The 20,523-nt window shown below is 42.8% G+C and carries 22 protein-coding genes; 19 read left to right on the plus strand and 3 right to left on the minus strand.

Annotated elements, in window-relative coordinates; genetic code table 11:
- Positions 1-123: 123 nt before the first annotated feature.
- Positions 124-1,527, plus strand: a complete 1,404-nt coding sequence (locus tag JOD02_RS09670; RefSeq protein WP_204489127.1) for a C40 family peptidase — start codon at positions 124-126, stop codon at positions 1,525-1,527.
- Positions 1,528-1,586: 59 nt separating this feature from the next.
- Here JOD02_RS09670 and JOD02_RS11930 read toward each other — a convergent pair whose 3' ends face one another.
- A complete protein-coding gene (locus JOD02_RS11930; protein ID WP_394355758.1) occupies positions 1,587-1,727 on the minus strand; it encodes an LDCC motif putative metal-binding protein in 141 nt (46 codons plus the stop codon).
- Positions 1,728-2,074: 347 nt separating this feature from the next.
- Here JOD02_RS11930 and JOD02_RS09675 point away from each other — a divergent pair, with 347 nt between their 5' ends.
- The 9 genes from JOD02_RS09675 to JOD02_RS09710 all read left to right on the plus strand — a co-directional run bounded on the left by JOD02_RS09675 (position 2,075) and on the right by JOD02_RS09710 (position 9,314).
- Positions 2,075-2,521: an RrF2 family transcriptional regulator gene (locus tag JOD02_RS09675; RefSeq protein ID WP_204489128.1), complete on the plus strand. Its 447-nt coding sequence runs from the start codon at positions 2,075-2,077 to the stop codon at positions 2,519-2,521.
- Between the two features lie 389 nt (positions 2,522-2,910).
- Complete coding sequence (locus tag JOD02_RS11700; protein ID WP_279380692.1) at positions 2,911-3,036, plus strand: hypothetical protein; 126 nt, start codon at positions 2,911-2,913, stop codon at positions 3,034-3,036.
- A 113-nt stretch (positions 3,037-3,149) separates the two neighbouring features.
- Positions 3,150-3,803: a YeeE/YedE thiosulfate transporter family protein gene (locus JOD02_RS09680; protein WP_207754281.1), complete on the plus strand. Its 654-nt coding sequence runs from the start codon at positions 3,150-3,152 to the stop codon at positions 3,801-3,803.
- A gap of 20 nt (positions 3,804-3,823) precedes the next feature.
- Entirely contained in the window at positions 3,824-4,051 is a 228-nt protein-coding gene (locus JOD02_RS09685) for a sulfurtransferase TusA family protein (protein ID WP_204489129.1), read from the plus strand.
- Positions 4,052-4,068: 17 nt separating this feature from the next.
- Entirely contained in the window at positions 4,069-4,602 is a 534-nt protein-coding gene (locus JOD02_RS09690; protein WP_204489130.1) for a YeeE/YedE thiosulfate transporter family protein, read from the plus strand.
- A gap of 246 nt (positions 4,603-4,848) precedes the next feature.
- On the plus strand, positions 4,849-5,094 hold the full coding sequence (locus tag JOD02_RS09695; protein ID WP_204489132.1) for a DUF2933 domain-containing protein: 246 nt from the start codon (positions 4,849-4,851) through the stop codon (positions 5,092-5,094).
- Positions 5,095-5,190: 96 nt separating this feature from the next.
- Positions 5,191-7,044, plus strand: coding sequence for an urease accessory protein UreH domain-containing protein (locus JOD02_RS09700; protein WP_243426471.1), 1,854 nt, complete (start codon positions 5,191-5,193; stop codon positions 7,042-7,044).
- A 171-nt stretch (positions 7,045-7,215) separates the two neighbouring features.
- Positions 7,216-7,917 (plus strand): response regulator transcription factor, encoded by a 702-nt coding sequence (locus JOD02_RS09705; protein ID WP_204489133.1) that lies wholly within the window; start codon positions 7,216-7,218, stop codon positions 7,915-7,917.
- A gap of 2 nt (positions 7,918-7,919) precedes the next feature.
- Positions 7,920-9,314, plus strand: a complete 1,395-nt coding sequence (locus JOD02_RS09710) for a sensor histidine kinase (protein ID WP_204489135.1) — start codon at positions 7,920-7,922, stop codon at positions 9,312-9,314.
- A gap of 192 nt (positions 9,315-9,506) precedes the next feature.
- On the opposite strand, the gene JOD02_RS09715 is transcribed toward JOD02_RS09710, so the two are convergent.
- Positions 9,507-9,887 carry a helix-turn-helix domain-containing protein gene (locus JOD02_RS09715; protein ID WP_204489137.1) on the minus strand — a complete coding sequence of 127 codons (381 nt, stop codon included), beginning with the start codon at positions 9,885-9,887 and terminating at the stop codon, positions 9,507-9,509.
- 143 nt (positions 9,888-10,030) lie between these two features.
- On the opposite strand from JOD02_RS09715, the gene JOD02_RS11705 reads away from it, so the two are divergent.
- The 8 genes from JOD02_RS11705 to JOD02_RS09755 all read left to right on the plus strand — a co-directional run bounded on the left by JOD02_RS11705 (position 10,031) and on the right by JOD02_RS09755 (position 19,256).
- Positions 10,031-10,207: an aspartyl-phosphate phosphatase Spo0E family protein gene (locus JOD02_RS11705; RefSeq protein ID WP_341534574.1), complete on the plus strand. Its 177-nt coding sequence runs from the start codon at positions 10,031-10,033 to the stop codon at positions 10,205-10,207.
- Complete coding sequence (locus tag JOD02_RS09725) at positions 10,179-10,862, plus strand: diguanylate cyclase (protein WP_204489140.1); 684 nt, start codon at positions 10,179-10,181, stop codon at positions 10,860-10,862. The genes JOD02_RS11705 and JOD02_RS09725 overlap by 29 nt, the downstream gene beginning before the upstream one ends.
- Positions 10,863-11,164: 302 nt before the next feature.
- On the plus strand, positions 11,165-14,956 hold the full coding sequence (locus tag JOD02_RS09730) for a phosphoribosylformylglycinamidine synthase (protein WP_204489141.1): 3,792 nt from the start codon (positions 11,165-11,167) through the stop codon (positions 14,954-14,956).
- Between the two features lie 139 nt (positions 14,957-15,095).
- Entirely contained in the window at positions 15,096-15,701 is a 606-nt protein-coding gene (hisH, locus tag JOD02_RS09735) for an imidazole glycerol phosphate synthase subunit HisH (RefSeq protein ID WP_204489142.1), read from the plus strand.
- A 140-nt stretch (positions 15,702-15,841) separates the two neighbouring features.
- Positions 15,842-16,603 (plus strand): imidazole glycerol phosphate synthase subunit HisF, encoded by a 762-nt coding sequence (gene hisF, locus JOD02_RS09740; RefSeq protein WP_204489143.1) that lies wholly within the window; start codon positions 15,842-15,844, stop codon positions 16,601-16,603.
- Positions 16,604-16,915: 312 nt separating this feature from the next.
- A complete protein-coding gene (gene guaA / locus JOD02_RS09745; protein ID WP_204489144.1) occupies positions 16,916-18,451 on the plus strand; it encodes a glutamine-hydrolyzing GMP synthase in 1,536 nt (511 codons plus the stop codon).
- A gap of 219 nt (positions 18,452-18,670) precedes the next feature.
- Positions 18,671-18,958, plus strand: coding sequence for a type II toxin-antitoxin system Phd/YefM family antitoxin (locus JOD02_RS09750; RefSeq protein ID WP_204489146.1), 288 nt, complete (start codon positions 18,671-18,673; stop codon positions 18,956-18,958).
- Positions 18,951-19,256, plus strand: a complete 306-nt coding sequence (locus JOD02_RS09755; protein WP_204489148.1) for a type II toxin-antitoxin system RelE/ParE family toxin — start codon at positions 18,951-18,953, stop codon at positions 19,254-19,256. The genes JOD02_RS09750 and JOD02_RS09755 overlap by 8 nt, the downstream gene beginning before the upstream one ends.
- Before the next feature lie 94 nt (positions 19,257-19,350).
- On the opposite strand, the gene JOD02_RS09760 is transcribed toward JOD02_RS09755, so the two are convergent.
- Complete coding sequence (locus JOD02_RS09760; RefSeq protein ID WP_204489150.1) at positions 19,351-19,914, minus strand: pyruvate kinase alpha/beta domain-containing protein; 564 nt, start codon at positions 19,912-19,914, stop codon at positions 19,351-19,353.
- A 380-nt stretch (positions 19,915-20,294) separates the two neighbouring features.
- On the opposite strand from JOD02_RS09760, the gene JOD02_RS11710 reads away from it, so the two are divergent.
- Positions 20,295-20,498, plus strand: coding sequence for a sigma factor (locus tag JOD02_RS11710; RefSeq protein WP_204489152.1), 204 nt, complete (start codon positions 20,295-20,297; stop codon positions 20,496-20,498).
- The last annotated feature ends 25 nt before the right edge of the window (positions 20,499-20,523 follow it).

Here is a 20,523-nt window from a genome sequence, read left to right on the forward strand (position 1 = left end):
TATTTTAAAGCAGGAATTTTTTATTTTTTGTAGAATAGTAAAATATAAATTTTTGTAATATTTTTGTAACATTTGTGATAAACTTTTAATGGACGACTATTATTTGAAAGAAGAGGGATATTCATGAGGAGCTTCAAAATTGCATCGTTAGTGTTGCTAAGTATTTGGACTGTAGTTTGTTTGACAGGTTTTATACGGGTAGGGCAGGACGGGGTTGCAGTAGCGGGCTATGTTTCAACGCCTTTGTTTGTAATGATGGTAGATGACCAAGAAGTAGGCGTTGTAAAGTCGGCAGCTAAGGGTCTGGCAATATATGACGAGGTGACAGAAAAGCTTCTACAAAGTTATGGAGATGGAGCGTTCATAGATGCTAGCGTGCGTTTTAAAGAAATTAGAACAGAAAATGTCAAAATCAGTTCTGAGAATGAATTAGCTCAAGCTATAGAACAGGTTATAGTTGTTAAGTCTAATGCCTATGCAATGGTTGTAGATGGGAAGACGGTTTGCTATGTTAAGGATTCAAATGTTGCTGAAGAAGTTTTTGAAGAGATAAAAAATGCTTATGTGGAAGCTATCCAGCAGAATAAGGATAGCCAGCTGCAGGAGGTTTTCTTTAAAGAGGATATATCCTATCATGAGGAGATGGTGCCGGTTAGTCAGATTGTAGATAAAGATAAGGCTATCCAAATTCTCAAACAGGGTAGCGAAGAAATAAAAGAGTATGAGGTAAAAGAGGGAGATACGCTTTGGTCTATTGCAAGAGAGCATGGCATCCCGTTTTCGGTTTTAGAGCAAGCCAATGCAGATATAGATGTAGACAATCTGCATCCAGGGGATAAGGTTAAGCTTACGCTCGAAAGACAGCTGGTTACAGTGGTGACCAAAGAAAGGCAGAAGGCAGTAGAGGAAATTCCTTTTGAGACTGAGATACGGCTGGATAATACTTTGGAAAAAGGGAAAACAAAGGTATTAAAAGAAGGAGAAAATGGCCAAAAAGAGGTATATTTACTGATTACCAAGGAGAACGGCAAAGAGATTAAGCGTGAGGTGTTGGAGGAAAAGGTTATAAAAGAGCCTGCCAAGAAGGTGATACTTAAGGGTACAAAGGTAATTTCCAAAAAGGTTATAACGCCTACCGTGCCGGCGTCATCAGGTCGAGGGTCAGCGCGTGGAGGAGATGTAGTGGCCTTTGCAATGCAGTTTTTGGGCAGACCGTATGTGTATGGTGCTGAAGGCCCCAATGCGTTTGATTGTTCGGGATTCACACAGTATGTATATAAGCATTTTGGAATCTATCTTCCACGGACGGCCTATGGTCAGCGCAGTGTGGGTGTACCTGTATCAAAAGACGATTTGGCTCCTGGCGATTTGGTTTTGTTTTCCAGGCCTGATCATGTAGGCATTTACATAGGCGGAGGGCAGTTCATACACGCCTCCTCAGGTGCTTATAAAGCTATATGTATAAGCAGCCTTAACTCTTCTTCATATAGTAGGCGATATATTGGTGCAAGACGTGTATTGAATTAAATTAAATAGTATGGATAAAAAGACGGCCCGAAAGGGTCGTCTTTTTTATACGGTCAAAATTAAGTTGGTTTCGAATCTTTGACATTGGGAAATTTATTTTTCTGTCGATTCAGTTCACAGCAATTAAGCTTTTGTCCATGGAATAATGCATTGTTTTGTTTAGCCAATTTTTCAAGAAATTTCTTAATCTTTTTAAACATGTGAAGTAACACCTTCCTATTCCATGCTGGCTTCAGTATAACTGAGGTCTGTATGCAGAATATAGTATAGAGCTTTTATTACCTATCTTTATAATATCAGACAAGTATGAATGTTTTGTGAAGGATTGTTGTAATGCACAAATTTCTTAGAGATTAAATGTCTTTATAATTAAATCGATGAAAAGTGAAGAAAAATAAAAAATTCTTGGATGAGTTGATAAAAATTGCAAATAATTAGATAAAACATTGGATTTTTTGGGTTGACAGACGTTTTTGTATTAAATAACATATAGCTCATAAAATATATAAATCATATAGGTATACTTGGTTATATAGGGGTGCATGAGATGAGAATATCTACAAAAGGGAGATACGGTTTACGGGCCATGGTGGACCTTGCAATACATTCTGGTGGAGATTATGTCCCCTTAAACAGTATAGCAGAGAGGCAGAATTTATCGGAAGGGTATTTAGAGCAGGTATTTGCCAGTCTTAGGAAAGCCGGATTGGTGAAAAGCGTGAAAGGACCTCAAGGGGGGTACTGCCTGGCTGATGATGCTTCAAAAATTACTGTGGGGGATGTATTGAGAGTGCTTGAGGGCGACTTGTCAGTAGTGGAAGGGTCAGATGAAGGACGGGATATAGAAAATGCTGTGGAGTATTGTATCAACAATGAGGTATGGAAGAAGCTCAATGAAAGTATAGGTGAGGTTTTAGATTCGATCACGTTGGAAGACCTGGTAACCGCATATAAAAAGTTAAACAATAACATGGGATTGATGTACTATATATAAAAATTTTGACACAAAACCCAGAAAACATATTTATTTAATGTGTAATAGCGATGACTAAAGTAAATGTTGTTTTCATCAAATCTCTGCTGGGAACCGATACTGCGTTTAGAAACAAAGAGAATTTAGGTGGAAAGACAAGTAGAAGCATGAAATTTGAATATTGTTAGAGGCAATTGACTAGAGAAGTAGATTTTATCAAGGGATATTCTATACAAAAACATAGTAAACAAATTGGAAAACTATTTAGTGACGGTGAAAGGAAATTACAGGGGAGAAGCATAAAGACAAGTTATGGTTGACCGTAGGCGAAATTAAATATTTTTGAGGATTAAATTCGGTACTCTAGTGATTTCTTGAATATCGCTATTTAACTAGGAGGTGGCTTACAGATGGATGATATTGAAAAACGCATAGTACAGGTCATCGATGAAAAAGGCAGGAGATTATTGATTTTGCAGAGGATGTATTTTCTCATCCTGAATTGGGTTTTAAAGAAAAACGCCCTGCACAATTAATAGCTTGTTACTTTGAAGGCCTAGGCCTATATATAAGAAGGCAATTGGTCATCACTGGCGTTAAGGGTTACCTGAAATGCCCAGGCCAGAAAAACAGTGGGAGGAGGATAAAAATGGAAACGGTGAAAAAAAGCAAAAAGAAAAGGGCAAACCAATTTCCTTACGGAGTCGCACTTTTAGTCGTCCTTATTGTCATTGGTATAATCTTATCAAAACAATCGCCTCAGTTAGCGGTTCGTTGGGCCTTTGGAATTGCCTTTGGTTTCGTGCTTCAAAAGGCCAGATTTTGCTTTACCGCATCTTTTAGAGACCCGGTTTTGACGGGAAGCACTTCACTTACCAGAGCGGTGATTGTAGCCCTTATGATTGCCACAATAGGATTTGCCGCAATTCAGTACAGCGCTTATTTGAAGGGAGAAACAGTCCCTGGCAACATCTCACCTGTTGGAATACACACAGCTATAGGCGCTGTGATGTTCGGAATAGGAATGGTAATAGCTGGAGGCTGTGCTTCTGGAACCTTAATGAGAGTCGGAGAAGGATATATGATGTTATGGTTGACACTGATATTCTTTATCGTGGGGTCTTTATGGGGAGCGAGGGACTTTGGATGGTGGAATGAAGTGTTCATATCTAAATCTCCTAAGGTATTTTTACCGGATGTGCTTGGCTGGGGAGTTGCATTCTTTGGGCAATTAGTACTGTTGGGTCTGATTTTCATATTTGTAGAATGGTATGAATATAAACGCTTTAATGCAAAAAATTAATGTGTGAGGAGGAGATTTTTATGGCAGAATACAGAATTGATTGTTTAGGTGAGGCTTGTCCGGTACCACTTTTGAAAACTCAAAAAGAGATGGAGAAGTTAAAAGTTGGCGATATTTTGATTGTAGAGATAGACCACAGTTGTGCTATGAAAAATGTGCCAGAATGGGCAAGAAAGATGGGATACAATGTAGAAATTGAAGAGGTTGATGATGGTCAGTGGGAGGTTTATATTGAAAAGACTAGATAAAAAGGATGGTGATATAAATGAAATTCCAAGAACATCCCCTTTTCAAGAAAATAATAAAGGATGCGTGGAGTTATTGGACAGGGGCTATTCTTTTAGCCGTTTTAAATATAGCTTTGTTTGCGTTTTCTGGGCATCCGTGGGGTATTACGACACCTTTTTCCTACTGGGGTGCATGGATATTTAAAGCTTTAGGAGGGCAGCCAGAGACCTGGGCTTATTTTCAAAACCCGTCTCATGCAAACGCCCTTACTCAAAATGTTTTTACAAATGGAGGTTCAATCCAAAATATAGGGATTATTTTGGGCGCTCTTTTGGCTACTCTTTTAGCTTCACAGTTTAAAATTAAAAAGATAAAATCTTACAAACAGGTAATTGCGGCTATACTAGGCGGTCTTTTAATGGGATATGGTGCGAGAATAGCTTTTGGATGTAACATTGGTGCGTATTTCAGCGGTATCGCTTCAATGTCCCTCCATGGTTGGTTGTGGGCAGTGTTTGCACTAATTGGAGCATGGATAGGAAGTAAACTTTTAGTTAAATATTTTATGTGAAAGTAAAAATCCAGGTGGTCACAGGCCACCTGGATTCCAGGAGAAAGTAGAAGATGAGCTAACTCTTGAGCCTAGAAGCGGTAAAGTCATAAAGGACCTGGCAACCAAGATTGATGTTCCGAATTGCCATTCAATATCTTCATAATATCTTCATAATATCTTCATATATTTCTGATATGATAAGCAAAAACGATGTAAAGCATCATAGTCGGGCTTAAGATGAAAAGTATAAAGGGGGCTATAAATATGAATTGTCACGGTGGTCACGGGAGCGTTGGAAATGAAAACGGGCATGGCACAATAGGGCATAAGCTGCACAAGCTTGTGATGATTTTGTGCTGTGTTCTCCCTGTAACGGTTATATTGGCTCTGTATTTGCTTAAAATTAACAATACCATTTTAAGGGATATTTTATCTTATGGTGCAATTTTGCTTTGTCCTCTAATGCATATACTGATGATACCTATGATGCTCAAAAAGGATAGGAAATAAGAGGATTATTAATTCTTCAGGATGTAACGGACACGATATTTAAAAACTGCTCCCGGCGTAAAGAGGTTTTTGACTGCAATATATAGGAGGGATATGATGGAGCGAAGGTTAATGCAAAAGACTCTTAAACTTGAAGGGATGTCGTGTACTAGCTGTGAGATGCGGATAGAGAATGCTTTAAAGAAGCTCCAAGGTGTAGCAGATGCAAAAGCTAGCTTTAGCAACTCAAATGTCATTGTTACCTATGACGCAGATGTGATAAGCCTTGATAAAATAATTGAGGCCATAGAAAAGCTGCATTACCTTGTAAAGAGAAGAAACGAAGGGGAGGCCGCTTCAAGACCTAATGCCCCAGAACCATCTGAGGATAAAATGACTGTAAACCAATTTCTGGGTATAGCCATTATCCTGTTTGCTGTATATTTTGTCATAAAAAATACCGTTGGTTTTAACTTTGTGCCTAAAGTCGACCAATCAATGGGGTACGGAATCCTTTTAGCAGTGGGTTTGTTGACTTCACTGCACTGTATAGCCATGTGTGGCGGGATAAACCTGTCCCAGTGCGTTTCTTACAACTTCGAAGATAGTCAGCCAAGCAAGTTTTCCAGGTTGAAGCCAAGTTTATTGTATAATTCGGGACGGGTTGTATCCTATACCGTAATTGGGGGTATAGTAGGGGCATTAGGCTCGGTTATAAGCTTCTCCGGTGCTGCCAAGGGAATTGTGGCAATTATCTCGGGTGTATTTATGGTTATCATGGGCCTTAATATGCTGAATGTATTTCCTTGGCTAAGAAAGTTAAACCCCAGAATGCCAAAAATTTTTGGAAACAAAATTCATAAAGGTGCAGGCAAATACGGTCCTTTTTATATTGGGTTGCTGAACGGCCTCATGCCGTGCGGGCCGCTTCAAGCGATGCAGATCTACGCCTTAGGTACTGGCAGCTTTGTGGCTGGGGCGGCATCCATGTTTCTCTTTAGCCTGGGAACAGTGCCGTTAATGTTTGGGTTTGGCGCTATCAGCTCGCTACTCAGCAGAAGGTTTACCCGTAAGATGATGAAAGTGAGCGCTATGCTTGTCATAGTCCTGGGCGTGGTTATGGTAAACAGGGGATTGAGTCTGTCTGGAGTTAGCATTGCCTTTGCTTCATCTGGTTCAGGAAATATCGCTAAAATAGAAGGGGACGTGCAGGTTGTTACTTCTCAAATTGGTTCATATAGTTATTCGCCCATAGTCGTCCAGAAAGGTATTCCGGTAAGGTGGACAATACGGGTTGAAGAGGGAGACTTGAATGGATGTAATAATCCCTTGACCATTCCAAAATACAATATACAGAAAGAACTTGTCCCGGGGGATAATGTTATTGAATTTACTCCTACTGAAGAAGGCAATATAGTATATACCTGCTGGATGGGTATGATTAGAAGCAATATAAAGGTAGTATCGGATATCAGCAAGGTATCCAAAAAAGATTTACAGGATTCTGATGGTTCATCATCAGGAGCTGTAGGCGGGGGATGCTGTGCAGCTGGCTCAAAAGCCACCAAGTTTGCCGGCGGGAGAATACCAACTGATGAATTGGCCATTGGGAAGATTAGGGATGATGTACAATATGTGAGCATCGATGTGGACGATTACGGTTTTTCACCGGCGGTTATTGTGGTTCAAAAGGGAATTAAAACAATATGGACGATCAACGGGAAACAGCTAAACACATGCAATAATGTGTTGGTCTTTCCTGCATACGATGCCCAAATTGCTCTGAGAGAAGGGAAAAATGAAGTCCAGTTTGTTCCCGAGGGTGATTTTACATTTAGCTGTTGGATGGGTATGTTAAACGGGTATGTGAAGGTGGTGGACGATATAAACAATATAGATATAGACGCTATAAAGGAAGAAGTCGAAAGATATAGGCCTGCAAGAGGTGCCGGTGGCTGTTGTGGAATATGAAAAAATGGATGTTGTGATTGCAACTGGTGATGAAATTGATAATGCTCCTGTATAAGGGGCTTTTTTCTTTAAGGTTTAACGATTGAGATGAGGACCTTTTGTGGCAACCACCATTTCATGTGATATAATATTTTATATCCATCAACAAATTTACCTGCAAGGAGGCAAAAGATGATTGCTAATGTAAAAAAGATTCTTGTAGTGGATGATGAGGTCAAGATTGTCCAAGTTGTCAAATCCTATTTGGAAAGCAGGGGATATTCCGTCGATGTCGCATACAGCGGCAAGGATGCTTTAGACAAATTTGAAAAAGTAAATCCGACTCTCATCATCTTGGACTTGATGCTTCCTGATGTATCCGGCGAGGAAATTTGCCAAATGATAAGGAGAAAATCAAGGGTACCTATAATCATGTTGACCGCAAAGGTTGATGAAGAGGATATTTTAAGAGGATTGAATATTGGCGCCGACGATTATGTTACAAAGCCCTTCAGCTTGAGGCAGTTGGTGGCAAGGGTTGAAGCGGTATTAAGGAGAGTGAGCGATGACCCTGTCCCTCTATCCAGCATCATATCCTTTAATAACGGTGATCTGGTGATCGATACTCTGAAATATGAGATTAAGAAGAATGGAAACCTTGTTAATTTGACACCCAGTGAATACAGGATACTTATGACTATGATTAAATATCCCAATAAGACCTTTACAAGGGAGGAACTCATATCCATGGCATTTGGTGATGATTTTGATGGCTATGACAGGACCATCGATGCCCACATAAAAAATATAAGGCAAAAAATTGAATCGGATCCTAAAAATCCGAAGTACATTTTAACAGTTTATGGAATAGGCTATCGGTTTGGTGGTGAATAATTATGAAATATACTTTAAGAGCCAAATTGTCTTTATCCTATATGTTAGTGGTTCTAATCTCTGTATTCTTGACCAGCGTGCTTACCAACTTGCTTCTTGAAAAGCACTTCAAGGAATACGTTATAAAGAATCAAGAGCGTAAAAGTAAGGAAATTGTTTCTCTGATCAGCCAGCAGTATAAGCCGGGTGGGAGATGGAACACGGATGTCATAGAGAATATTGGCATGAATGCCTTGGAGCAGGGTATGATAATAAAGGTTGTTGATTCTTCCGGGAAGGCAATATGGGATGCAATGGTGTATAACAGGGGGTTGTGCCACCGGATGCTGGAGCATATGGCTTGCAACATGACCAGCCGCTACCCAAACTGGAAGGGGGGTTATGTGGAGGATAAATATCCTGTCACATATAATTTGAGTGAAGTTGGAAGGGTTGAAATCGGATATTACGGTCCGTATTATTTTAATGACAATGACCTTGCATTTATTAATACTTTAAATCGGTTGTTTATTGGCGTAGGAATGATTTCCCTCTTGTCATCGCTGTTTATAGCTGCATTTATGTCCAAAAGATTGAGTACGCCGATTTCAAGGGTCATTGAAGCTGCCCACAAGATTTCCAAAGGATATTATCAGGACAGGATTACCGAGAAGTCAGGTATAAAGGAGATTTCTCAGCTTACCCAAACGATAAACGATTTGGCTGAGGTGCTTGAAAAGCAGGAGATGTTGAGAAAAAGGCTTACAGCTGATGTGGCACATGAATTGAGAACCCCTCTTGCTACGCTCCAGAGCCATATGGAAGCAATGATTGATGGGGTGTGGGAACCGGATATTGATAGGATTAAAAGTTGCCATGAGGAGATTGTCAGAATAAGCAGGTTGGTAGGGGACCTTGAAAAGCTGGCAAAATATGAGAGTGAAAGTCTTATCCTTAACAAAACACGCTTTGATGTTTCACAGCTTATCCGACATATTATCAGGAACTTTGAAATTGACTTTATAAACAAGGGATTGGATATCGAATTCAATGGTCAGGAAGAGATTGTCTTTGCTGATAAGGATAAGATAAGTCAGGTAATTATAAATCTTTTATCCAACGCATTGAAATATACTCCCGAGGGAGGGAGGGTTGAGGTAAAAGTGGAAAGTAGCGGCGATGTGGTTAATATTATCGTTAAGGATACCGGGGAAGGCATCTCACCGGAGGATTTACCATATATCTTTGAACGGTTTTATCGTGCTGATAAATCGAGAAACAGGCTAACGGGGGGAGCCGGAATCGGGCTTACGATAGCAAAAGCCATCGTCGAGGCACATAAGGGGACAATACGAGTAAATAGCAGGATAAATGAAGGGACGGAGTTCATAGTGTCATTGCCAAAACAGGTAGGCTAAGATGCCTACCTGTTTTTTTTCAGCTTTTTTTAGCGCCTCCGATAACGGACGACCACTTGGCAGTGAAAGTACGCAGTGGGCTTAGTAGGGGGAACCATTACCCAAGGGCAGATTATAACAAAGAAATACTTTCAAAATATTCTTTTGTAAAATCGAAGCACCGAACACATGAGTATTGTTGTGTAGGACAAATCATTCTATGTTAACATAGGGAAGAACCACTTTTATAAGTTTTTTAATTAGCTCAAGCTCTTTAGAAGAACACTTGCCAAGCAGCTCGTTTAGCTCTTCATCACTTTGACTTGTGTACTTATCGTGAGGTTCGTTGACGGAAGGTTCGGCATTAGAAATTTTACCGAAAATGAGGTAATCCAAAGAAATATGTAAACACTTAGCTATTTTAACCAAAACCGGCAAGCTCATTTGCCTTTCGCCTCGTTCCAACTGACCAACATAGTAGTCAGAAAGCCCGATAATCTCTGCAAATTCCTCTCTTGAAAGCCCAAGTTTTTTCCTTTCATCACGTATCCTTTGACCAATTGCTTTGTTATCTATTTCTTTTTTGTTTGCCATTTTGTTCACTCCCAAGCTTATATACTCTTACTTTACCGAATTCTGCAGCTTATCTGAATTTGCAAATTGCATATTTTTATAATTGCCAATCAGCCCGTATATAATGTAAAATTATGTATAACAATTGTTGGCGAGGTGGTCATGTGGACGCCAAGACCAGCATTGAAATAACTCGAACTTTACTTCATAACGCTATTGAGATGAATATGAATAAGGAAATCGTTTTTAAAATAAGCCAGAGGATGGACCAGTACATTGTGGAATATTATGTAAAATACGGGGGTTTAAAGGGTGGAACTGAGGAAGAAAAAAATCAATAATGCGACTGCGTTCATTGTTTTAATATTGGCCGACTTATCATTATGGTTTATAATACCCTTAATGGACAAAGGATATATTTTGAATTATAGCTTAATATGGATATTTGTTGTGGTGATTCAGGTAACCGGCAAAGCGTTTTTTGGAGTTTGGGTTTATAAGTTGTATAAAGAAGCATATACCGACATACTGACCGGTTTATACAACAGGAGATATTTTTATAAAAGACTACCAAATGCTATAATGAAAATACCTTTTTCTTTGCTTCTTATCGATATCGATAACTTTAAAAGCGTAAACGACGCATACGGGCATGTCGTGGGGGATTTTGTGTTGCAGCAATTTGCTGATATTTTACGAAGTAGAGCAAGAAAGGACGATATTATTGCCCGTTGGGGTGGGGAGGAATTTGTGATGGCTCTGCCTCAGACTGGAGTTGATGAAGCTTTTCGTATTGCGGATGTCATAAGGAGGGCGGTAGAGGAGCATTGTTTTTGCTATGAAGGGGTTACATGCAACATCACTGTAAGCATTGGCATAGCCTCAATTGACGGCAAAGCAAATATTGATGATATAGAGCAATTCTTTGTAACTGCAGATAAGGCTCTTTATAAAGCAAAGGAAAAAAGAAATTGTATAACGGTGAGCAAAATTTAAAAGTCACTTTGCAATAAAAAGTGTTAAGGAATATTATAAAAATCGGCTGATGCAGTACAGCGTTGATCAAAGGTATGAGAGTGAGGGTATAAGTCTTTGCGAAGATGACCAAGCAGCATTTATGTCGTACAAAATGAGAAAAATTATAAAAAAAGTATTCAAAGTTCCGAATTTTTATGTTATTATTTAACTGTATTGTTCAGAATGTGTAGCGCTATCATCCTGTTGTAGATATGGATATATTATGGAATATTTTTACATTAACTGGATGAAATATTGGTTTTCAAGGAGATAAGATAACTATGAGCAAAGTAAGGCGAATATTCGTTGAGAAAAAGAAAGGTTTTGACGTCGAAGCGCAGGTGCTTTACAGGGATTTAAAGTACAACCTGGGAATAAAAGGCCTGAAGTATGTCAGGGTAATAAACCGGTATGATGTGCAGGGGCTCTCTGATGAAGAGTACATGGCATGCAGGAATACCATATTTTCGGAGCCCCCGGTGGATATGGTATATGATGAGGAATTTCCGCTGGGAGATGGCGAGCAGGCCTTTGCCATAGAGTACCTGCCGGGGCAGTATGACCAGAGGGCTGATTCGGCCAGCCAGTGTGTACAGCTTTTGACTAGGAGAGAAAGGCCTCTGTGCCGTACCGCCAAAGTTATAGTGTTAGGGGGTAATGTATCCAGGGAAGAGCTTGAGAGGATAAAGCGTTACTGCATAAATCCCATCGAGTGCAGGGAGGCCTCTTTCGAAAAGCCGGAATCGCTTGAGGTTGAGGTTGAGCCGCCGGCAGATGTGGAAATCATACAGGGCTTTATCGGGTGGGGTAAAGATAAGCTATCCGAGTTTATAGAGGACAGGGGATTTGCCATGTCTGTGGAGGACATGGAGTTTTGCCAGAATTATTTCAAAAATATCGAAAAACGTGACCCTACCATAACCGAGCTTCGCATGCTGGATACTTACTGGTCTGACCATTGCCGCCACACCACATTTTTAACAGAGCTTGAAAGCATTGAAATTGAGGATGGTAAGTATACCCGTCCGATAAAAGCTGCACTTGAAAGCTATCTAGATTCCAGAAAGTTCGTCTACGGTGACAAAGAGCAGGATAGGGATATTTGCCTTATGGACATAGCCACCATTGCAATGAAGGAGCTTAAAAAGAAGGGCATGCTGGATGACCTGGAGGAATCCGACGAGATAAACGCCAGCAGCATTGTGGTGGATGTGGATGTAAGCGGCAAAAAAGAACAGTGGCTTGTGATGTTCAAAAACGAGACGCACAACCATCCTACAGAGATAGAGCCCTTTGGAGGGGCTGCCACCTGCCTTGGAGGGGCCATAAGGGACCCTCTGTCGGGACGTGCTTATGTGTACCAAGCAATGAGGATTACAGGAAGCGGTGACCCCAGGACCCCCATTGAGAAGACCCTCCCGGGGAAGCTGCCGCAGCGCAAGATAACCACGGTGGCTGCCCAGGGATTCAGCTCATACGGGAATCAGGTGGGACTTGCCACCGGCCAGGTGGCCGAAATATACGATGAGGGGTATGTGGCAAAGAGGATGGAGCTGGGTGCGGTGATAGGTGCTGCACCGAGGCGGAATGTAGTGAGAGGCAAGCCGCAGCCAGGCGATGTAGTGATACTCCTGGGCGGAAGAACTGGCCGTGATGGGTGCGGCGGTGCTACTGGTTCGTCCAAGGAGCACGATGAACAGTCGCTCACAAAGTCGGGTGCCGAGGTCCAAAAGGGGAATCCGCCCACCGAACGAAAAATCCAGAGGCTTTTCAGGAATCCTTTGGTGAGCAGACTTATCAAGAAGTGCAACGACTTTGGCGCCGGCGGTGTGGTGGTGGCTATAGGCGAGCTGGCTGATGGCCTTGAGATAAACCTGGATGCCATACCCAAAAAGTATGAGGGGCTTGACGGTACCGAGCTTGCCATATCCGAATCGCAGGAGAGGATGGCGGTGCTGGTATCGCCTGAGGATGTGGAGGCTTTTATTTCGGCTGCAGCAGAAGAAAACTTGGAAGCCACGCCGGTTGCACGCGTGACTGATGAAAAACGGGTCAGGATATGGTGGCGCGGGAAACTCATAGTGGACATAAGCAGGGAATTTTTGAACACTAACGGGGTCAAAAGGAAGAGCAGGGCGGTGGTATCAGCGTCCTCGGAAGAGGGTAACTTCTTTGACAAGCTGCCTGAAGAGGTGTCGATGTGCGATGTCGATATAAAGAAGGCATGGCTCAACAACCTTGAAAGGCTCAATGTGTGCAGCCAAAAGGGGCTGGTTGAGAGGTTTGACAGCACTATAGGTGCCGGGACGGTGCTTCTGCCCTTTGGTGGGAAATATCAATTAAGCCCTGCCGAAGGCATGGTAGCCAAGTTACCGGTGCTTGAGGGTGATACTACCACAGGCACCATCATGACCTTTGGCTATAATCCTGTATTGGCTAAATGGAGCCCATTCCACGGTGCCGTTTTTGCGATTATAGAGGCTGTTTCAAAGGTGTGCGCTTTGGGCGGAGACTGGCGCCGCATAAGGTTTACCCTTCAAGAATATTTTGGCAAACCGGGGGATGATCCGGTGAAATGGGGGAAACCGCTGGCAGCCTTGCTGGGAGCCTATTGGGCGCAGATAAAGCTGAGCTTGCCCTCAATCGGCGGCAAGGACAGCATGTCAGGGACATTCAAGGATATGGATGTTCCGCCCACGCTTGTGGCCTTTGCGGTGGATACTGTCGATGTAAACCAGGTGATTTCAACCGAGTTTAAAAAGGCGGGCAGCAAGGTTGTTTTGGTGCCGCTTAATAGGGACTGCAATGGGCTGCCGGATTTTGAACAACTTAAAGCCAACTACACAAGAATCCATTCTCTCATAGAATCCGGTAAAGTGCTGGCTGCTTCCTCCGTAAAGGCAGGCGGTATTGCCGAAGCCATAAGCAAGATGTGCTTTGGCAATATGCTGGGGTTTGTGTTTGAAAAGGTCGATGACTTGAAGACTCTTTTCAGGCCCGATTACGGTGCCATCATACTCGAGGTCCCCGGTGACGAGGACCTGGCAGTCCTGTTTGATGATATAGAGTATAAGCTGCTGGGATACACCGATGATAAACCCGAGATAAGCGTGAACGGCGTAAGGATAAGCCTTGATGAGGCTTTGCAGAGCTGGGAAAAGCCGCTGGAGGATGTATTCCCCACCAGGCTTCATGAAGAGGTCGCACCTCAAGACAATCCCGATATGGGGCTATTTACGCGGGGTATACGCCAAAAGCCTAAGGTCAGGATTGCAAGGCCCAGGGTGTTTATACCGGTATTTCCCGGCACAAACTGCGAATACGACACCGCCAGGGCGTTTGAGAAGGCCGGCGGTGTGGTGGACGTCTTCGTGATAAGGAATTTGACTCCGCAGGACATTGAAGAGTCAATAGAGGAGATGGTAAAGCGTATAGGCAATTCGCAGATCATAGCCATACCGGGTGGTTTCAGCGCAGGGGATGAGCCCGACGGTTCGGGCAAATTCATAGCCACTACATTTAGAAATCCGTATATAAGAGAAGCGGTTATGAGGCTTCTAAACGAAAGAGACGGTCTTATTTTGGGTATATGCAATGGCTTTCAGGCGCTCATAAAGCTGGGCCTGGTGCCATATGGAGAGATAAGGGACATGACCGAGGACAGCCCAACCCTTACTTTTAACACCATAGGTCGCCATGTTTCCCGTATGGTGTATACCAAGGTGGTGTCCAACCTTTCACCGTGGTTTTCCAAAGTAAAGCCCGGAGATATCCATGTCGTTGCTGTATCCCACGGCGAGGGCAGGTTTATTGCTTCGTCCCAGCAGGTAGCCGAGCTGTTTAGAAACGGGCAGGTGGCCACCCAGTATGTGGACTTTGATGGGAAGCCCACCTATGATATACGCTTTAATCCAAACGGTTCGGTCATGGCCATAGAAGGTATAACCAGCCCCGATGGGCGTGTGCTGGGTAAGATGGGCCATTCCGAAAGGATAGGCACTAACGTCGCCAAAAATATACCGGGTGAGAAGGACCAGAAGATATTCGAAGCCGGCGTTGAATACTTCATGTAAAGCGAGGCAATTTTGCTCTTGTGCGTGGGCCCATAATGTTATAAGATAAAATGGTGTGAAAATGTTTTATGCTAAACATTACGTTGTGACACAGCTTAAATTTATGTTAAGGCAGCTTGATAATTATGGAGGAAATATAATGATTGCCATTATAGATTACGGGATGGGCAATTTAAGGAGCGTTCAAAAGGCATTTGAATATGTGGGCTACCAGGCGGTGGTCACCCAGGACTCACAGATGATCTTAAACGCCAGTCATGTGGTGCTTCCGGGGGTTGGAGCGTTTGGAGGTGCCATTCGAAATTTAGAGATAGCCGGATTGATAGACACCATATACAGGGTTGTAGAAGATGGCAGGCCATTTCTTGGAATTTGCCTTGGCCTGCAGTTGCTGTTTGAGAGGAGCTATGAAGGAGGGCTCTTCAAGGGATTGGGGTTGTTGCCAGGGGAGGTTAAGAGGCTTCCTGAGGAGCTTAACATAAAGATACCCCACATGGGCTGGAATGAGTTAAAACACAGAGTGAGTCCGATATTTGAAGGGTTAAATGACCCCTGCTTTGTCTATTTTGTTCATTCATACTATGTTGAGCCAAGGGTTTCCGAGCATGTTATAGGGACTACCTTTTATGGAATTGACATAACGGTGGCGGTCAATAAGGATAACGTATACGGGTTTCAGTTTCATCCCGAGAAAAGCGGAGCCGAGGGTCTGAAGATGCTCAGAAATTTTGCACGGCTTAAATAAAGGGATTGCTCCAAATCTTGTTTATTCCCAATACTGCCTGCTAAAGAAGAGATAAACTGAAAGGTGAAGGAGGAAGCCCACTTTTCAGTAGTGGGAAGAGGTCACTATACAATAGATGACGTGGTGGGTGATAGTGATAGATGCTTACAAAACGCATAATTCCCTGTCTGGATGTTGATGGTGGAAGGGTAGTAAAGGGTACAAACTTCCTCAACCTAAGGGATGCCGGAGATCCGGTCGAAATAGCCAGGCTGTATGACCAGGCCGGTGCCGATGAGCTTGTGTTTCTCGACATTACCGCATCGGCTGAGGCCCGTAACATAATGCTGGATGTGGTGGCCAGGACTGCCGAGCAGGTTTTTATTCCGTTGACAGTGGGCGGTGGTATACGCAGCCTTTCGGATTTCCGGGAGATACTCAAGGCTGGTGCTGATAAGATCTCCATAAACTCTGCAGCCGTGCGCAATCCTGACCTTATAGAGGAAGCGGCTATAAGGTTTGGCAGCCAATGCGTTGTGGTGGCTATAGATGCCAAGAGGCGACAGGATGGTACCGGCTGGGATGTTTACATCAACGGCGGGAGGATAAACGCCGGCAAGGATGCCGTCGAGTGGGCCTTAGAAGTTGAAAGAAGAGGTGCCGGAGAGATACTCTTGACAAGCATGGATGCCGATGGTACCAAGAACGGATATGATATTGACTTAACCCGGGCTATAACGCAGGCAGTCAACATACCCGTTATTGCGTCGGGCGGTGCGGGACGACTGGAGCATTTCTACGATGTGATAGTTCAGGGAGGAGCCGATGCCGTCCTGGCGGCTTCTCTGTTTCATTATGGGGAGCTGACGATTGCTCAGGTAAAGGATTATCTGGCGGAGAGAGGTATACCAGTGAGAAGATAGATGATGCGTTGATATGGCTGTTGTGTTATTGAGGGAAATTGGGGTAAAGTTCCCGTATTGAGGCAAAAGAAACACGTGATATAATAAACCCAAAAAGTGCTTTGGTAAAGTCATGCTTGTGCAAGCGTTTTTTCGTTTGCTTTTGTTCTTGGATTTAGAGTTGCAGATTTTTTAAGCAAAATAACTCTTTCAAGCTGCAATATGAGACTCTATAAGAGAAAGAGAGCTGGGTAATTATATCGTCGGGATATTGGTTGATGTTGAGTGTGAGTACTGTTTTACGAATCTTTACGAGAGAAAGGGGTATTTATTTTGAAGCATGAAGTGGTGTTGATACTAGATTTTGGAGGGCAGTACAGCCAGCTTATTGCCAGACGGGTAAGGGAAGCCGGCGTATACTGTGAGATATTGCCTTTTAATGCTTCAATTGATAGGATAAAAAACTTGAGCCCCAAAGGAATTATATTCACGGGAGGACCTGCGTCGGTTACCGAGCCGGGAGCGCCTTTCTGCCACCCTGAGGTGTTTGATTTGGGTTTACCTGTGCTGGGAATATGCTACGGCATGCAGCTCATGAGCGTCATGCTGGGCGGGGAGGTTGCAAGAGCCGAGCAGAGGGAGTACGGCAAAACCGAGGTTATGCTTGATCCTTCCAGCCAGCTCTTTTACGGTATAGAGGAGGAGACCACAAGCTGGATGAGCCATACCTATTACGTGAGCAAGCTTCCCGAGGGCTTTAGAGTCACAGCAAGGTCAGCCAACTGTCCTGTGGCAGCTATGGAAAATACAGACAAAAAGCTTTACGCCGTGCAGTTCCACCCCGAAGTTGAGCACACGGTTAAGGGAAAGGAAATTTTGAAAAATTTTTTGTTCAGGATATGCGGATGTGCGGGCGACTGGAAGATCTCATCCTTCATTGAGGATGCCGTTGAGGATATACGCCGGAAGGTGGGAGATGCTTCGGTGCTGTGCGCCCTGTCGGGCGGCGTGGATTCGTCGGTGGCGGCACTGCTGGTGCATAAAGCCGTAGGGGACAGGCTTACCTGCATATTCGTCGACCACGGGCTTTTGAGAAAGAATGAGGCCGACCAGGTTGAGAATGTCTTCAAGAAGAGGTTCAATATGAATTTCATAAGGGTGGATGCAGCCGACAGATTTTTGTCCAGGCTGGCAGGCGTTGTTGACCCTGAAAAGAAGAGAAAGATTATAGGGGAGGAGTTCATAAGGGTTTTTGAGGAAGAGGCGAAAAAGCTTGGGAAGATTGATTATCTGGTACAGGGTACCATATACCCTGATGTGATAGAGAGCGGTACCGGGAATGCGGCGGTGATCAAGAGCCATCACAACGTCGGCGGATTGCCGGTAGACATAGATTTCAAAGGGATTGTCGAACCGCTGCGAAGCCTTTTCAAGGATGAGGTAAGGAATGTGGGAAGGGAACTGGGCCTTCCAGAAGAGATAGTTTCAAGGCAGCCTTTCCCGGGCCCAGGCCTGGCGGTAAGGGTAATAGGCGAGGTGACGAGGGAAAAGCTTGAAATCCTCAGAGAAGCTGACCATATATTCCGTGAGGAAATCGAAAAGGCCGGGCTGGCCAAAAACATAAGCCAGTATTTTGCAGTGCTTACCGATATGAAGACGGTGGGCGTTATGGGGGATGACAGGACATACGACTACGTTGTTGCCCTGAGGGCGGTAGTGACCACCGATTTCATGACGGCACAGTGGGCAAAAATACCATATGAGGTGCTGGAAAGGGTGTCCACCCGGATTGTAAATGAGGTAAAGCACGTAAACAGGGTGGTTTACGATATCACCACAAAACCCCCTGCCACAATCGAGTGGGAATAGAAACTTGGAGTAGAAAAAACCCCCGTAAGCCTTGGTGTGAAAGGCTTTCGGGGGTTGTATTTATAATTTTTATGTTATCTAACTCTTAAAGAAGATTGCTGTTTTAGTGTTAATAAAAACATGGTTGAAGGTTTTTTGTAAAACAAGTACAATTGATTTATTGATTGTTTAGCATAATTATGATAAAATTATGATAAACGAATAGAGAGGTGAGAGTATATGCCGCATATCAGACCAGTTTCTGACCTGAGAAACAAGTTTGCTGAAATATCCAGAATTGTCCATGAAACTGGCGAGCCGGTATTTTTGACTAAGAATGGGTATGGCGATATGGTCGTGATGAGCATGGAAGCTTATGAAAAAAAATTGTTTGAAAGCGAAATCTACTTTAAACTAAAGGAAGCAGAGCTGGAAGCTAAGTCTAATGATAAACGTTTTTCCCATGAAGAAGTATTTAATGGATTGAGGGCAAGACTTAAGGATAAGGTGGAATCTGATAATGTATGAAATTAGATATCTGCCTTTGGCAAGTAAGGATTTGGCTGATATTATAACTTATATTGTAGATGAGTTGAAATCACCGAAAGCAGCAATGGATTTAATTAACGCGTTGGATGATGCAATATCAAGGCTTGCACAGTTTCCATATTCATGTAGGGTGTATAAGACTGAAAAACCCCTTGAAAATGAATATAGGGTGTTGCCTGTGAAAAACTATTTGGTATTCTATGTAGTCAAAGAACAGGTTGTTGAAATTCACAGAGTGGTATATGCTAAAATGGATATAAACAAGCTTATAAAATGATACGACAATAGGTAAAGAAAAACCCCCGTAAGCCTTGGTGTGAAAGACTTTCGGGGGTTATATTTTTAGGTATGCTCTATTTGATGCTTACAAATCAAGCAATTCTAGGTTTGCAGAGAATCTCGCATATCCTGAAGTCCTTAATTTTTCTTGCAAAAGCCGGTCTGACCACAAGAGCGGTGTCGCATCCTTCGCTGGTTCCAGCGATAGAGATTACTTCGGAACCCGGCTGAATAAGGCCGGCTTCCAGAGCCATGATAGATATTTCAACTGCTACTTTTGTTCCCTGTGAAAACATGCGCAGAGTATTGGCAATGACGCTTCCTGGGGTATTTTCTCCGTAAAAACCTTCCGCTACACCATCGGCCAGGCCGTGAAGGCCGGTTAATACCTTAACACCTGCTTTTTCTATCTTGCTTCTTTGCTCAGCTGTCATTGACCACCCTAGATCTTGAAAGCTGTTGGATATGCTTACGGCTATAACTTCAATGCCTGTGCCTTGAAAGACTTTGGCTGCTTCAAGGGCTGTATAGCCATGGGAAGAAGCTACCAGTACTTTCTTGATCCCCAGCTCCAGGGCTCTTTTTTTGGCAATTTCAAGGGTGGCTAAGGTATTTTTTCTTCCAGGCTCCTCAAAATATGTAATGGTACTTTCCATAGAACACGCCCCCTTGTTTTTATTTTGATGAAAATCGTTCAGCTAATAAAATTATAACATATATGAGTTGTTTTTGGTAACCGAATAGTAAGCAGAGTTATTTATTTTTCTAACACAAGATCATTTTAGCGGATTGAAAGCGTTATACTGATTTTCGTAAGGATTAGCGTACACATGCGAGATATTTGTATGGTACAATAATGGTACCATAGTCAATAACTGTTTGGTGGGTGTTGCAAATGGTAGGAATCATTAAGATTTCCAACGAATTTGAACAGGGTAATTAAACGCTTATCTACCAGATACTCAAATTTTTTGCTATTACATGAAAAATACTGCTATTCCTGTTCGTATATATCAGTGAAGGGAGTGGAGTACAGGTGAACCAACCGGGAGAACTGAATGAGTTTATCCGGACTGCTATAGAGAAATATTCTAAAACAGTGGCCAAAACTGCCTTTGCCTATTTGAAAAATACTGTAGATGCAGAGGATGTAACCCAGGATGTATTTTTAACGCTTATGCAAAAAGCACCCAATTTCTTACGAAAGTGTCTGTTAGGGTTGTCTTTGTATAAACATTAAATTAAAATAAATTAAGGGTTGGAAA

The sequence above is a fragment of the Caldicoprobacter guelmensis genome (genome assembly GCF_016908415.1).
Taxonomy (GTDB): Bacteria; Bacillota; Clostridia; order Caldicoprobacterales; family Caldicoprobacteraceae; genus Caldicoprobacter; species Caldicoprobacter guelmensis.

What these genes read in the sequence shown, in the direction of transcription:
- JOD02_RS09670 (WP_204489127.1), top strand. Translation starts at nt 124, where the DNA reads ATGAGGAGCTTCAAAATTGCATCGTTAGTGTTGCTAAGTATTTGGACT.
- JOD02_RS11930 (WP_394355758.1), bottom strand. Translation starts at nt 1,727, where the DNA reads ATGTTTAAAAAGATTAAGAAATTTCTTGAAAAATTGGCTAAACAAAAC.
- JOD02_RS09675 (WP_204489128.1), top strand. Translation starts at nt 2,075, where the DNA reads ATGAGAATATCTACAAAAGGGAGATACGGTTTACGGGCCATGGTGGAC.
- JOD02_RS11700 (WP_279380692.1), top strand. Translation starts at nt 2,911, where the DNA reads ATGGATGATATTGAAAAACGCATAGTACAGGTCATCGATGAAAAAGGC.
- JOD02_RS09680 (WP_207754281.1), top strand. Translation starts at nt 3,150, where the DNA reads ATGGAAACGGTGAAAAAAAGCAAAAAGAAAAGGGCAAACCAATTTCCT.
- JOD02_RS09685 (WP_204489129.1), top strand. Translation starts at nt 3,824, where the DNA reads ATGGCAGAATACAGAATTGATTGTTTAGGTGAGGCTTGTCCGGTACCA.
- JOD02_RS09690 (WP_204489130.1), top strand. Translation starts at nt 4,069, where the DNA reads ATGAAATTCCAAGAACATCCCCTTTTCAAGAAAATAATAAAGGATGCG.
- JOD02_RS09695 (WP_204489132.1), top strand. Translation starts at nt 4,849, where the DNA reads ATGAATTGTCACGGTGGTCACGGGAGCGTTGGAAATGAAAACGGGCAT.
- JOD02_RS09700 (WP_243426471.1), top strand. Translation starts at nt 5,191, where the DNA reads ATGGAGCGAAGGTTAATGCAAAAGACTCTTAAACTTGAAGGGATGTCG.
- JOD02_RS09705 (WP_204489133.1), top strand. Translation starts at nt 7,216, where the DNA reads ATGATTGCTAATGTAAAAAAGATTCTTGTAGTGGATGATGAGGTCAAG.
- JOD02_RS09710 (WP_204489135.1), top strand. Translation starts at nt 7,920, where the DNA reads ATGAAATATACTTTAAGAGCCAAATTGTCTTTATCCTATATGTTAGTG.
- JOD02_RS09715 (WP_204489137.1), bottom strand. Translation starts at nt 9,887, where the DNA reads ATGGCAAACAAAAAAGAAATAGATAACAAAGCAATTGGTCAAAGGATA.
- JOD02_RS09730 (WP_204489141.1), top strand. Translation starts at nt 11,165, where the DNA reads ATGAGCAAAGTAAGGCGAATATTCGTTGAGAAAAAGAAAGGTTTTGAC.
- hisH (WP_204489142.1), top strand. Translation starts at nt 15,096, where the DNA reads ATGATTGCCATTATAGATTACGGGATGGGCAATTTAAGGAGCGTTCAA.
- hisF (WP_204489143.1), top strand. Translation starts at nt 15,842, where the DNA reads ATGCTTACAAAACGCATAATTCCCTGTCTGGATGTTGATGGTGGAAGG.
- JOD02_RS09750 (WP_204489146.1), top strand. Translation starts at nt 18,671, where the DNA reads ATGCCGCATATCAGACCAGTTTCTGACCTGAGAAACAAGTTTGCTGAA.
- JOD02_RS09755 (WP_204489148.1), top strand. Translation starts at nt 18,951, where the DNA reads ATGTATGAAATTAGATATCTGCCTTTGGCAAGTAAGGATTTGGCTGAT.
- JOD02_RS09760 (WP_204489150.1), bottom strand. Translation starts at nt 19,914, where the DNA reads ATGGAAAGTACCATTACATATTTTGAGGAGCCTGGAAGAAAAAATACC.